At 50.7% G+C, this 12,936-nt stretch carries 14 protein-coding genes and 1 riboswitch; of the genes, 6 read left to right on the forward strand and 8 right to left on the reverse strand.

All coding sequences use genetic code 11. The annotated features are described in order from the left end of the window. The first annotated feature begins 16 nt into the window (after positions 1-16). Positions 17-88: riboswitch (Fluoride riboswitch) on the forward strand. A 124-nt stretch (positions 89-212) separates the two neighbouring features. Together crcB and clpB are read left to right on the forward strand one after the other, a co-directional pair. Continuing rightward, positions 213-590: a fluoride efflux transporter CrcB gene (gene crcB / locus BRW83_RS05195; protein ID WP_005880952.1), complete on the forward strand. Its 378-nt coding sequence runs from the start codon at positions 213-215 to the stop codon at positions 588-590. A 115-nt stretch (positions 591-705) separates the two neighbouring features. Then, positions 706-3,300 (forward strand): ATP-dependent chaperone ClpB, encoded by a 2,595-nt coding sequence (gene clpB / locus BRW83_RS05200; protein ID WP_005880949.1) that lies wholly within the window; start codon positions 706-708, stop codon positions 3,298-3,300. A gap of 64 nt (positions 3,301-3,364) precedes the next feature. Here the strand turns inward: clpB and BRW83_RS05205 are convergent, their stop codons facing one another. The 3 genes from BRW83_RS05205 to BRW83_RS05215 form a co-directional block, all read right to left on the reverse strand. Further along, positions 3,365-5,086 carry a PhoH family protein gene (locus BRW83_RS05205; RefSeq protein ID WP_005880947.1) on the reverse strand — a complete coding sequence of 574 codons (1,722 nt, stop codon included), beginning with the start codon at positions 5,084-5,086 and terminating at the stop codon, positions 3,365-3,367. A gap of 123 nt (positions 5,087-5,209) precedes the next feature. Beyond that, positions 5,210-5,686, reverse strand: coding sequence for a peroxiredoxin (locus BRW83_RS05210; RefSeq protein ID WP_005880945.1), 477 nt, complete (start codon positions 5,684-5,686; stop codon positions 5,210-5,212). 84 nt (positions 5,687-5,770) lie between these two features. Next, positions 5,771-6,163 (reverse strand): Mth938-like domain-containing protein, encoded by a 393-nt coding sequence (locus tag BRW83_RS05215; RefSeq protein ID WP_005880943.1) that lies wholly within the window; start codon positions 6,161-6,163, stop codon positions 5,771-5,773. Positions 6,164-6,375: 212 nt separating this feature from the next. On the opposite strand from BRW83_RS05215, the gene BRW83_RS05220 reads away from it, so the two are divergent. The 3 genes from BRW83_RS05220 (at position 6,376) to BRW83_RS05230 (ending at position 9,570) form a co-directional block, all read left to right on the forward strand. Continuing rightward, entirely contained in the window at positions 6,376-7,662 is a 1,287-nt protein-coding gene (locus BRW83_RS05220; protein ID WP_231284495.1) for a pyridoxal phosphate-dependent aminotransferase, read from the forward strand. 25 nt (positions 7,663-7,687) lie between these two features. Continuing rightward, on the forward strand, positions 7,688-8,998 hold the full coding sequence (locus tag BRW83_RS05225) for a homoserine dehydrogenase (protein WP_005880940.1): 1,311 nt from the start codon (positions 7,688-7,690) through the stop codon (positions 8,996-8,998). Positions 8,999-9,111: 113 nt separating this feature from the next. After that, entirely contained in the window at positions 9,112-9,570 is a 459-nt protein-coding gene (locus BRW83_RS05230) for a universal stress protein (protein ID WP_005880939.1), read from the forward strand. Between the two features lie 178 nt (positions 9,571-9,748). On the opposite strand, the gene rplI is transcribed toward BRW83_RS05230, so the two are convergent. From rplI to rpsF, 4 genes are read right to left on the reverse strand one after another with little or no spacing between them, the layout of a single operon-like run. Beyond that, positions 9,749-10,201, reverse strand: a complete 453-nt coding sequence (gene rplI, locus BRW83_RS05235) for a 50S ribosomal protein L9 (protein ID WP_005880938.1) — start codon at positions 10,199-10,201, stop codon at positions 9,749-9,751. Positions 10,202-10,238: 37 nt separating this feature from the next. Continuing rightward, positions 10,239-10,523, reverse strand: a complete 285-nt coding sequence (gene rpsR / locus BRW83_RS05240) for a 30S ribosomal protein S18 (protein WP_005880937.1) — start codon at positions 10,521-10,523, stop codon at positions 10,239-10,241. 29 nt (positions 10,524-10,552) lie between these two features. After that, positions 10,553-10,855: a primosomal replication protein N gene (priB, locus tag BRW83_RS05245; RefSeq protein WP_005880936.1), complete on the reverse strand. Its 303-nt coding sequence runs from the start codon at positions 10,853-10,855 to the stop codon at positions 10,553-10,555. 23 nt (positions 10,856-10,878) lie between these two features. Next, positions 10,879-11,244, reverse strand: coding sequence for a 30S ribosomal protein S6 (gene rpsF, locus BRW83_RS05250; protein ID WP_005880935.1), 366 nt, complete (start codon positions 11,242-11,244; stop codon positions 10,879-10,881). A gap of 249 nt (positions 11,245-11,493) precedes the next feature. Here rpsF and lexA point away from each other — a divergent pair, with 249 nt between their 5' ends. After that, the gene (gene lexA, locus BRW83_RS05255; protein WP_005880934.1) at positions 11,494-12,132 is read left to right on the forward strand and encodes a transcriptional repressor LexA; all 639 of its coding nucleotides are present in this window, start codon (positions 11,494-11,496) and stop codon (positions 12,130-12,132) included. Between the two features lie 17 nt (positions 12,133-12,149). Here lexA and BRW83_RS05260 read toward each other — a convergent pair whose 3' ends face one another. Then, on the reverse strand, positions 12,150-12,923 hold the full coding sequence (locus BRW83_RS05260) for an RNA methyltransferase (RefSeq protein WP_005880933.1): 774 nt from the start codon (positions 12,921-12,923) through the stop codon (positions 12,150-12,152). Between the last annotated feature and the right edge of the window lie 13 nt (positions 12,924-12,936).

The following is a 12,936-nucleotide window of genomic DNA, read 5'->3' on the forward strand; positions in this document are numbered from 1 at the left end:
TTAAAGGATATGCTTTCTCTTTCAAGGTGATGGTGATCCACCTTTTCCAACCGCCACGTTTTTTGTGGATGATGACGCCTGATATGCTTCACTTCGACAGTGAAGGTATCGGCGTTTTTGTTTTTCCCCGCCTGTTGCCTTCATTACGGAGTCTCCTGTTGTTTGAGAGCGTGTAAATGCTTTGATGAATTGAAAAAAAGGAAAGTAAAAAAATGAGCTGGCTTGCGGTAGGTCTGGGCGCTGCGATAGGCGCGTGGTCAAGATGGTGTCTGGGAATGTGGATGAATAACATACACCAGCACATTCCACTGGGTACGCTGGTCGCCAATCTGGTCGGTGGTTTCATCATCGGCATGGCGACATCCTTCTTTTTCTGGCACAACAACCTGAGTCCGGAATGGCGACTGTTTATCATTACCGGTTTTCTGGGGGGGCTGACGACCTTTTCGACGTTCTCGGCAGAAACGGTATTGATGCTCCAACGTGGCGAATATCTCTGGGCCAGCGTCCAGATTCTGCTGCATGTGGCCGGTTCCATCCTGATGTGTATTGCCGGGTTTGCCGCATATCGTTACCTGTCAACACTGTAATCAGGAATTTTTTTGAAAATATCGTTTCACTTTCCTTATTTCGCAATAAAAAAAAGCTTGAAATGAGGTATGCTGATCCCAATATTAAAAGAATGTTAGATATTGGGAGGTTGCAATGCGTCAAGACAAGTTGACTACAAAATTACAGGAAGCCATTGCAGATGCACATAGTATGGCTGTCGGAAACGATAACCAGTATGTCGATCCTGTTCATCTGGTTTCTGCCCTGCTGCGGCAGGACGACGGTAGCGCCAAATCCCTGTTGCAACGGGCGGGCGTGAACGTCAACAAGCTGGCCAGTTCGCTGAATTCGGCCGTTGACCGTTTGCCGAAAGTATCCGGAACGGGTGGCGATGTCCAGATCGGGCGTGAACTGATGAACGTGCTGAATCTGGCCGACAAGGAAGCGCAAAAACGCAACGACCAGTTCATTGCCAGTGAAATGATTTTGCTGGCTCTTCTGGACGACAAATCCGAAGCGGGCCGTCTGGCGCGCGAAAGCGGTTTGTCGCGCAGCGCACTGGAAGCGGCGATCAAGGCCGTTCGCGGTGACACCAACGTCAATTCCGCCGATGCGGAAGGCCAACGGGAAGCGCTGAAAAAATATACGCTCGACCTGACCGAACGGGCCCGTCAGGGCAAACTCGATCCGGTGATAGGCCGTGACGACGAAATCCGTCGCGCCATTCAGGTTTTACAGCGCCGGACGAAAAACAATCCGGTACTGATCGGGGAACCGGGGGTCGGTAAAACGGCGATTGTCGAAGGGCTGGCCCAGCGTATCGTGAACGATGAAGTGCCTGAAAGCCTGAAAGGCAAACGGGTGCTGGCACTCGATATGGCTGCCTTGCTGGCGGGTGCGAAATTTCGCGGGGAATTCGAGGAACGCCTGAAAGCCGTTTTGAACGAACTGGCGAAAGACGAAGGCCAGGATATCGTTTTCATCGACGAAATCCATACGATGGTCGGTGCGGGCAAGGCTGAAGGTGCGATGGATGCAGGCAATATGCTGAAACCGGCGCTGGCTCGCGGTGAACTGCATTGCGTGGGCGCGACGACGCTGGATGAATACCGGAAATACATCGAAAAGGATGCCGCTCTTGAACGCCGGTTCCAGAAAATCATGGTCGATGAACCGACGGTTGAAGACACCATTGCTATTTTGCGTGGCTTGCAGGAAAAATATGAACTGCATCACGGTGTCGAAATTACCGATCCGGCGATTATTGCGGCGGCCGAATTGTCGCAGCGGTACATTACCGACCGTTTTCTGCCGGACAAGGCAATCGATCTGATTGACGAGGCGGCTTCACGCATCAAGATGGAAATCGATTCCAAACCGGAAGTCATGGATAAGCTCGATCGCCGTATTATCCAGCTGAAGATCGAACGCGAAGCGGTCAAGAAAGAAACGGATGAGGCGTCTTTGAAACGTCTGGCCCTGATCGAGGAAGAGATCAACAAGCTGGAAAAAGAATACGCCGATTACGATGAAATCCTGAAAGCGGAAAAAGCGGGCGTCGAAGGGTCCAAGCATATCAAGGAAGAAATCGAAAAAGTCCGCCTTGAAATGGATGAAGCCAAACGGCGCGGCGATTTCCAGAAGATGTCCGAGCTGATGTACGGCAAACTGCCTGAGCTGGAAAAAGCGCTGGCTGCCGACGACCAGAAGGAAACAAAACTGGAAACGGATCATCCGAAACTGTTGCGTACCCATGTGGATGCCGAAGAGATTGCGGAAGTCGTCTCCCGTGCAACCGGTATTCCGGTTTCCAAGATGATGCAGGGTGAACGCGACAAGCTCTTGCATATGGAAGATTACCTGCATAAACGGGTGGTCGGCCAGCATGAAGCGATTGTGGCGGTTTCCGAGGCAATCCGCCGTTCGCGTGCCGGGCTGTCCGATCCGAACAGGCCATACGGTTCATTCATGTTCCTTGGGCCGACCGGTGTCGGTAAGACCGAATTGTGCAAGGCACTGGCTTCGTTCCTCTTCGATACCGAAGACGCGATGATCCGGATCGACATGAGTGAATTCATGGAAAAACACTCGGTTGCCCGCCTGATCGGTGCGCCTCCGGGATATGTCGGTTACGAGGAGGGCGGTTATCTGACAGAGGCTGTTCGCCGCAAACCGTATAGCGTTATCCTGCTCGATGAAATCGAAAAAGCGCATCCGGACGTGTTCAACGTGCTGTTGCAGGTACTGGACGACGGCCGGATGACCGATGGTCAGGGACGCACGGTGGACTTCAAGAATACCGTGATCGTCATGACCTCGAACCTTGGTTCGCACCTGATCCAGTCGATGACCGGCAGTGAACAGGATCTGGTCAAGGTCGCCGTGATGGATGAAGTGCGCAAGCATTTCCGTCCGGAATTCATCAACCGTGTGGACGAAATCGTCGTTTTCCACGCTCTGGATGAAAAGAACATCGGCGCGATTGCGAAGATCCAGCTGGAATTGCTGAACAAGCGTCTGGAAAAAATGGAAATGTCTCTGGACGTTTCGGAAAAGGCACTGCACAAGATCGCGGAAGCCGGTTTCGATCCCCTGTTCGGTGCCCGTCCTTTGAAGAGGGCGATCCAGAACCAGATCGAAAACCCGATTTCCAAGTACATTCTGGAAGGCTATTATGGTCCGAAAGATGTCATTGTCGTCGACGAAAAAGACGGCAAGCTGGAATTCGAAAAACGGATTCAGGATTAAAAGTCCTTTATTCTTTCCACAAAAAAACCGGGCAAAAGCCCGGTTTTTTTATTGCTCTTGCCAGTTAAAGAACGTCTGTGGCGTAGTCAGCCAGTCGTGAACGTTCGCCACGGGCCAGCATGACGTGGCCGCCGTGTTCCCATCCACGGAAACGGTCGACGACGTAGGTCAGGCCGCTGGAACCTTCCGTCAGGTAAGGCGTGTCGATCTGCGCGATGTTGCCCAGACAGACGATTTTGGTTCCCGGGCCTGCACGGGTAATCAGGGTTTTCATCTGTTTCGGCGTCAGGTTCTGCGCTTCATCGATGATCAGGAACTTGTTGACGAAGGTACGGCCCCGCATGAAGTTCAGGGATTTGACCGAAATGCGTGAACGGATGAGTTCCTGAGTCGTGGCACGACCCCATTCACCGCCTTCACTCTGGTCGGATTTGGAGAGGACTTCAAGGTTGTCGTCCAGTGCGCCCATCCAGGGTGACATCTTTTCTTCTTCGGTGCCGGGCAAAAAGCCGATGTCTTCGCCGACCGGGATGGTGACACGGGTGACGATGACTTCGTTATAGCGTTTCGTTTCCAGTACCTGAGCCAGCCCGGCTGCCAGTGCCAGGAGGGTTTTGCCGGTACCGGCCTGACCGACGAGCGTAACGATGTCGATATCCGGATTCAACAGGATATTGAAGGCAAAATTCTGTTCCCGGTTACGTGCGGTAATGCCCCAGACATTGTTTTTGCTGTGCATGTAGTCGTGCAGCGTTTCCAGCACGGCCGTTTTTCCGTTGAGCTCCTTTACCTGTGCCTGAAAGGGTGTTTCGCCGTCCTGTGGCTCCATATAGACGAACTGGTTGACGACCATGGAAGGAACGAGCGGGCCGCTGATGCGGTAAAAAGTCTGGCTGACGCCATGGTGGTCGTTTTCGTGCCAGGTTTCGATATTCTTGCCGTGTTTTTCCCAGAAGTCCGCCGGCAGTTGCAGGGTACCCGGATAGAGCAGGTCGGAATCTTCCAGAACCTGATCGTTGAAATAGTCTTCGGAAGACAATCCCAGTGCGCGAGCCTTGATGCGCATGTTGATGTCTTTGGAGACCATAACGATGGCACGGGTGGGATGCGTTGCCACAAGCCCCATCATGACGCCGAGAATCTGGTTGTCGGCCTTGTCGGAAGCCAGATCTTTCGGCAGTGGCGCCGCTTCCACTTTGGTCTGGAAATAAAGGTGCCCCTGTGCTTCCTTGTTGCCAAGCTTGTTTAGGGGAATGCCTTTTTCCATCAGTTCCGTTTCGTCGACGTCGGCAACAAGCTGGTCCAGTGTACGGGTTACCTGCCGGACGTTTCGGGCGACGTCAGACATGCCGCGCTTGTGGTTGTCCAGTTCTTCCAGCGTGATCATCGGGAGGTAGATATCGTGTTCCTCGAAACGGAAGAGGCAGGTCGGGTCATGCATCAGGACGTTCGTATCCAGTACGAACAGTTTTGTTTCGCCGGATTGGCTGGCGGCACGGGACAGAGGCGACTGTTTCGTCGTTTCAACCAGTTTTTTGCGGGGTGGGCGCGGAGGCAGTTTTGCCTTTGAAACAGGCTGTGCCGTTTTTTGTCCATTTTTCGGTGCCGCTTTGGCAGCGGATGTCGATGCTTTGGCTGTCGTTGTTTCCGGCTTGGCCGTTACTGCCGTTTTTGTTGCGGGTTTTTTCTTTGCTTTGGGTGTGGCGTTGGCTGGCAGTTTGGTGGCTGCCATGTCTTTTTGCGTTATGGTATCCGCAGGCTTGGTTGGCATTTTCGGTAATGGCATCAGAACCTCGTTTCGTTATGGGTATTCAAATGATCCAGCAGCTTTAACCGATGAGTCCGGTCCGGTTTGAAATAATTTACTGCTTTAAAAGTCCCACTGCTTTGTCCGTTTATAAAAGAACGTTTATTTGTTCAATTGCCGGGCTGCTTCGAGAATTTCCTCAATATGGCCGGCTACCTTGACGCCGCGCCATTCTTTCACCAGTTTGCCGTTCCGGTCGATCAGGAAAGTGCTGCGTTCGATACCACGGCCCGGCTTGCCGTAACGGATCTTGGTTTTCATCACGTTAAAGCGGTTGCAGACGGTTTCCTCAGGATCTGAAATCAGGGGAAAAGGCAAATCGAATTTTTTCGCGAAGTTTTCATGCGAACGCATACTGTCCCGCGAGAGGCCGACGATTTCGGTATTGGCCTTCTGAAATTCAGGATAGTATTCGCGAAAATCGATACTTTCGGCTGTACAGCCGGGTGTATTGTCTTTGGGGTAGAAATAGATGATGAGGTTTTTACCCTTGTAATCCGACAGTTTGAATGGCTTGACAGTAGCTTCTGCGGTGAAGTCGGGGATGATCTGGTCAAGCTGAACGGTTTCTTCTGACATTTTTTTTGCTTTCTTTTATGTTTTTTATGGCGGGAAAAGCCATATGCGGTCAAAAAAACGCTACGACGACAGTGTAACCTTTTTTTACTGTTTTATCTCTTCCATCTCTTCCATAATGAGGGCGAGAAGGGCATGTCGGTCTTCTGCCACGATCAGGTTGTACGCCCCACAGGCAGCACGGTTGTTCATGCATTCGATCAGGATGCCTTTTTCAAGTAGCAGGAAAGTTTCTTCCTGCCTTAAAAAGCGGGTTTTCCGTCCTGTTCCCAGTACAATGATGTCCGGTTTGTATTGTTCCAGTTCAATCAGATCTGGCAGTGTCAGTTCGTCGAATGAGTGAATGGGCCATAAGACGGGCAACATGTCCGGCATGACAATCAGGCTGTGTGTGTAGCCGGTGCCATTAATCGTAATGGTTTCATCGGTAACGGCGGTAACGGTCTGGGAAGCGCCGGTGTTTTCGGGTTCGATATTCATATGATGCGAATGTTACTGTCATTAGTGAAAGCGGGCTATGAAATTTGGCAAAAAGCGAACCAAACGATTTTTTTCTTACCTAATTCCTCATAAAGTGATAGGCTTTACTATTTGGCGGCATCACTCTTGATTCCCGCTGAAGTATTGGTCAGAATGATATATTGTCCTGGCTGAAAAGGGCACCATCCTTAAACGAACTCCGGGAGCACACAATGCACCTAATTAACAAATCGAAGAAGTTGGCAAATGTATGTTACGACATCCGTGGACCTGTTCTCGAAAGAGCGCGGGAGATGGAAGCGGATGGACAGAAGATCATCAAGCTGAACATCGGCAATGTCGGCGCGTTCGGTTTCGATCCACCGGATGAAATTGTCCGCGACATGATCAAGAACATGCAAAATGCCGCGCCATACTCGGATTCGAAAGGGATGTTCGCCTCACGCAAGGCGATTATGCAGTATACGCAGCAGAAAAACATTGAAGGCGTCACGATCGACGATATTTACATCGGCAATGGCGCTTCCGAACTGATCATGCTTTCCATGCACGCGTTGCTGGACAATGGTGACGAAGTGCTGGTTCCGACGCCTGATTATCCGCTGTGGACCGCTGCCGTGAATCTGGCCGGTGGCAAGGCTGTGCATTACATGTGCAATGAAGAAAAGGACTGGATGCCCGATATCGCCGATATCGAGGCGAAAATCACGCCGCACACCAAGGCAATCGTCGTCATCAACCCGAACAATCCGACAGGTGCCCTGTATCCGGATGAGTTGTTGAAGAAGATCGTCGATCTGGCCCGTGAACACCAGTTGATCGTTTTTGCAGACGAAATTTATGACAAATGCCTGTATGACGGCGTTACGCACACGTCGATGGCGTCTCTTGCCAACGATGTTCTTTTCATCACCATGAACGGCCTCTCCAAGAATTACCGTTCCTGTGGCTATCGCGTAGGCTGGATGGTCGTGTCCGGTGAAAAGAAATATGCCAGGGATTATATTGTCGGGCTGGATATGCTCTCGTCGATGCGCCTGTGCTCGAATGTGCCGGGACAATACGCCATTCAGACCGCACTCGGCGGTTACCAGAGTATCAACGATCTGGTCGCGCCGAACGGCAGACTGACCCGTCAGCGCGATCTGTCGCACAAGCTGTTGACCGATATTCCGGGTGTGACCTGTGTCAAGGCGAAAGCCGCCCTGTACATGTTCCCGAAACTCGATCCGGAAATTTATCCGATCGAGGATGACAAACAGTTCGCTTACGATTTGCTGGAACGGGAAAAGGTTCTGATCGTCCAGGGTACCGGTTTCAACTGGGTGGCTCCGGATCACTTCCGTGTCGTCTTCCTGCCGAATTCGGACGATCTGACACATGCCATCGAACGTATCGCGCGCTTCCTCGATTTTTATCGCAAGAAGTACGGTACGGAAGAACTGGCAATGCGAAAATATGGAAAACCTCAAAAAGAAAAAGAATTGAGAATCGTTTAAGACTTTATTTATTCATCAAGGAAATATGAAGCCTGTAAAAGTTGGAATTTTGGGATTGGGAACCGTCGGTTCCGGTACGTTCAATGTATTGAAGCGTAACCAGAAAGAAATCCGGGGTCGCGCGGGTCGTGGTATTGAAGTCGCCATGGTTGCCGACCGTGATGTCGAACGGGCACGGAAAATCGTCGGTGGCGATTGCGAAGTCGTTTCGGACGGTAATCTGGTTGTCAACAACCCGGATATCGATATTGTCGTTGAACTGATCGGCGGCTACGACGTTGCCAAAGACTTTGTCCTGAAGGCGATTGCCAATGGCAAGCATGTCGTTACCGCCAACAAGGCCTTGCTGGCCTTGCACGGCAATGAAATTTTTCAGGCCGCTCAGGAAAAGAAAGTCATCGTCGCTTTCGAAGCCGCTGTCGCCGGTGGCATTCCGATCATCAAGGCCTTGCGTGAAGGGCTGACAGCCAATCGTATCGAATGGATTGCCGGCATCATCAACGGTACGACCAATTTCATCCTCTCCGAAATGCGGGAGAAGGGACTGGATTTCGATACGGTTCTGAAAGAAGCGCAGGCACTCGGCTACGCCGAAGCCGATCCGACTTTCGATATTGAAGGCTACGACGCCGCTCACAAGGTCACGATCATGTCCGCTCTGGCTTTCGGTATTCCCGTCCAGTTCAACAAGGCGCACGTCGAAGGCATCAACAAGCTCAACGCGATTGATATCAAGTATGCTGAACAGCTCGGTTATCGCATCAAATTGCTGGGTATCACCAAGCGGATGCCCGATGGTATCGAATTGCGCGTTCATCCGACCCTGATTCCGGCGAAGCGCCTGATCGCCAATGTGGAAGGCGCGATGAATGCGGTGCTGGTCAACAGTGACGCAGTTGGCGCTACCCTGTATTACGGCAAGGGCGCCGGTTCGGAACCGACGGCGTCAGCCGTGATTGCGGATCTGGTCGATATCGCCCGTCTGGAATCGGTCAATCCGGAACATCGTGTTCCGCCTCTGGCATTCCAGCCGGATGCGATGAAGAATACACCGGTTCTGCCGATGTCCGAAGTGACGACAAGTTATTATCTGCGCATGCAGGTCAAGGATCAGCCGGGTGTTCTCGCCGAGATTACCCGTATTCTGGCCGATCTCAATATTTCCATCGACGCATTCCTGCAGAAAGAACCTCAGGAAGGCGAAACGCTGGTCGACATCATTATCCTGACTCACCTGACTCAGGAGAAAAATATGGATGCCGCGATAGAAAAAGTGGAAAATCTGTCGACGGTCATGGGAAAAGTGACAAAAATACGACTTGAAGAATTGATGTAATCCGACTCTTGATTTAGTCTATGGATCAGGGGCTGTTTTGTCGATAGCGTCAAACAGGCGTCAAAGTCCGATAAATATATTAAAACTGCTGGTTGTTCCCAGGGGAGATCGCTATGTTCAATAAAATCATGATTCCAACCGACGGCTCGGATCCTTCCACAGCCGCTGCACTGGAAGGTATCGCTTTTGCCGCCGACAACAAGTCCGAAGTGATCGGTGTCTATGTCGCACCTGAATATCAATATCCGGTTTATGTTGAAATCATTCCGCCGACTTATCCGATCGAAGAAGAATACGACGCCCTGATGCGCAAGGTCGGAATGGAATATCTCCAGCCGATGAAAGAAGCCGCTGAAAAGGCTGGTGTGAAATTCTCCAGCATGATCCTGTTTTCCAATACCGCCGGTTCAGCGATTGCCGATGCAGCAACCGAACAGGCATGCGATTTGATCTTCATGGGTTCCCACGGCCGTTCCGGTCTGGGACAACTTTTGTTGGGTAGCGTGACGACCAAAGTGCTGAACCTGTGTCAGATTCCTGTTCTGGTTCATCATATGAAGAAGAAAAAATAAGCGTTTCTATTCAGGTAAAACGGCAGGCTTGTCAAAGAGCCTGCCGTTTTTTCATGATGTCTTTTCACTGTAAAAAATGGGATGTCCTGGTCAGTGATATTGAATAGGGACTGAACAGGTAATGAGGCAAAAAAAATCCCGGACATCGTCCGGGATTTTTTATTGAGCGCAGTTCGAATCAAACGTGTTCGCCGAGAACGGAAACGGTGATGTCGACAACAACGTCGGAGTGCAGGGCGATAGAAACAGGGAAGTCACCAACGGTCTTGAATGGACCTTCTGGCAGACGAACCTGAGCCTTGTGAATGTCAAAGCCCTGTTTGGTCAATGCTTCTGCGATGTCGAAGTTGGTGACGGAACCGAACAGACGACCGTCAACACCGGATTTCTGCAGGATCTGAACGGTCAGGCCGTCCATTTTTTCACCCTGAGCGGCAGCGGCAGCCAGTTTTTCAGCAGCGGCTTTTTCCAGTTCGGCACGTTTTGCTTCGAATTCCTCGATGGCAGCCTGGGTTGCACGGCGGGCCATACGTTGCGGGATCAGATAATTGCGGGCATATCCGTCTTTCACTTTGACGATTTCGCCAAGGTTACCGAGATTGCCGACTTTTTCCATCAAAATAACTTGCATGTTTTTCTCCAGTATTCTTTAGATTATCCGTCAGCGATCAGGCGGAATGCAGGGAAGTGTATGGCAGCAGGGCCAGGAAACGGGCGCGCTTGATGGCGGTGTCTACCTGACGTTGGTAATGTGCCTTGGTTCCTGTCAGACGTGCTGGCATGATCTTGCAGTTTTCCTGGATGAAATCTTTCAGGGTATCGATATCTTTGTAATCGATCTGTTCTACGCCTGCAGCGGTGAAGCGGCAGAATTTTTTACGTTTGAACAGAGGATTTTGCTGTTTGCGTTTATCTTTGTTTTTGTTCTTGTCAAATTTTTTACCAAATGCCATTTTAGGCTCCTGTATGTAAAAGGTTTGGACTATTCAATTGATGAAATGCCGGTTATGTGAAACACGAGACTTCTGCTTTTGGCGCTTTTCGTTGCCATGAATCCCTTGAAAAGATAGAAAGAATCGGAGGACAGTTTTTCGAATTCTTTTGAAATGTCGCCGATAGCGATGGCTGGCATTTCGAATTCCACGTTCCGGTTCGTTCCCGATTCCATTTGCTGCGAACGGTGCCAGAGTCTGGCGGAGATCACAGGAATGCCAGCTGGTGTATAACGGATCGATTCACGTTCTATCGGTCTGGCAATCAGATGAAAAAGGTTTTCAGGGTTCAGTCAGGTCTCCTGTCGGTTATCAATCAGGCGGAAGCTTGTTCAGCAGCTGCTTTTGGAGCTTCTTCTTTCTGAGCCGATTTCATCATTGGAGAAGGACCGGTTTCAGCATGTTTCATTTTGACGGTCAGATGACGCAAAATGGCATCGTTGAATTTGAATGCGGTTTCCAGTTCGTTCAGTGTTTCACCGTCGCATTCGATGTTCATCAATACGTAGTGAGCCTTGGCGAATTTGTTGATCATGTAAGCCAGTTGACGGCGGCCCCAGTCTTCGACGCGATGGATTTTGCCGCCGCGGGTCGTTACGCTGTTTTTGTAACGTTCGATCATGGCCGGAACCTGTTCGCTCTGGTCCGGATGAACGATAAATACGATTTCATAGTGACGCATGTATGCTCCTTATGGACATTAATAAAATTGCCTGCCCCGGCGTCAAGTCAGGTGCAGGAAGAAGAAAACCAGCTATTTTACTTCGGACAATGATTTAGTGCAATATCCTGTTGTTAATTAAGGACTTGAAGGTGTGGCGTAAAAGAATCGCAATGTTTGATGGGGGTTATTGATTCAAAACGGAAATACTGGTTAAATTAACAGACTATAAAAATATACAGTTTTCCGATTTTTTCAAGTGAGGCGCCTATGATCAAGCTGACTGTCCGTCAACAGGAAATTCTGGATCTGATTGCCAGATCGATTGATCAGACCGGGTTTCCTCCCACCCGTGCCGAAATTGCGGCCGAACTGGGTTTCAAATCCGTGAATGCCGCTGAAGAGCACTTGCAGGCGCTGGCACGCAAGGGCGTCATCGAAATGGTTCCCGGGATTTCACGGGGCATTCGTCTGGTTCAGACGGATGTGGCCGTGCCTTTTGTCGCCCGTGAAAACCAGATCCAGTATTCTGTCCCGCTGGTCGGGCGTGTCGCTGCCGGGTCGCCGATTCTGGCGCAGGAACATATTGAAAAGAATTACCAGCTCGATCCGGCGCTCTTTACTGACAAGCCGGACTATTTGCTGAAAGTGCGTGGCCTGTCGATGCGCGACATCGGTATTCTGGAAGGTGATCTGATCGCCGTGAAGAAAACGGAAAAAGCGCGGGATGGCCAGATTATCGTGGCACGTCTGGGCGACGATGTGACCGTCAAGCGTTTCAAAAAGGTCGGGCAGTCCGTTGAACTGATTTCCGAAAATCCCGATTTCGCGCCCATCAAGGTCAACAGGGAATCCGATAACTTCCAGATCGAGGGGCTGGTAGTCGGTCTTTTGCGTACCTGGCAATAAGATTTTTTACCAGGCGTTCATTTCTTGCCGGTAGATTGTTTCTCAATCTGCCGGGCAATCCCTCTCAATATATTGACTTCTTCCGTTTCCAGACTGGAGCGTGAAAACAGGCGTCGCAGACGTGGCATCAGTTTTTTGGGGTTGTCCGGATTCAGGAAGCCGATAGTCGTCAGTGCCGTTTCGAGATGGATGAACATCCTGTTGATCTGATCGACGGAAGCAGGCTCTCCGTGAAAACCGATGTGTTCGTCCCGTGTGGGCAAATTTTCCTTGTCCAGTATGGCCATCCGGCATTCATAGGCCAGTATCTGAATGGCCTGAGCCAGATTCAGGGAACTGTAATCCGGATTGGCTGGGATGTTGATCAGGGCGTGGCATTGTTCCACGTCTTCGTTGGACAGGCCGTAGCGTTCGCTTCCGAATACCAGAGCGCAATTGGCATGTTCACCTGTGAAGATATTGTCTGCAAATTGTCTCGGTGTAAAAATTGGAGGAGAAAATTCCCGAAGCCGGGCGGAAAGGGCTGCCGCAAAGTGGCAATCTTCAAGAGCTTCTTCCAGCGTTTCGACGATAAGGGCATTTTCAAGTATATCCTGTGCGCCACTGGCAAATGCGATGGCTTCTTCCTGTTTCAGGACATCTCCAAAACGGGGCTTGACAAGAACAAGCCGGGAAAATCCCATTGTCTTGATGGCTCTGGCGGCAGCGCCCACATTGCCGGGATGACTGGTTCCGACCAATATAAAACGCAAAGTTGAAAAAACGGATGTGTCGGTTTTTCGCTGGTTCATTTACAATATCAGG

It is taken from the genome of Oxalobacter formigenes (assembly GCF_002127965.1).
Lineage (GTDB): Bacteria > Pseudomonadota > Gammaproteobacteria > Burkholderiales > Burkholderiaceae_D > Oxalobacter > Oxalobacter formigenes.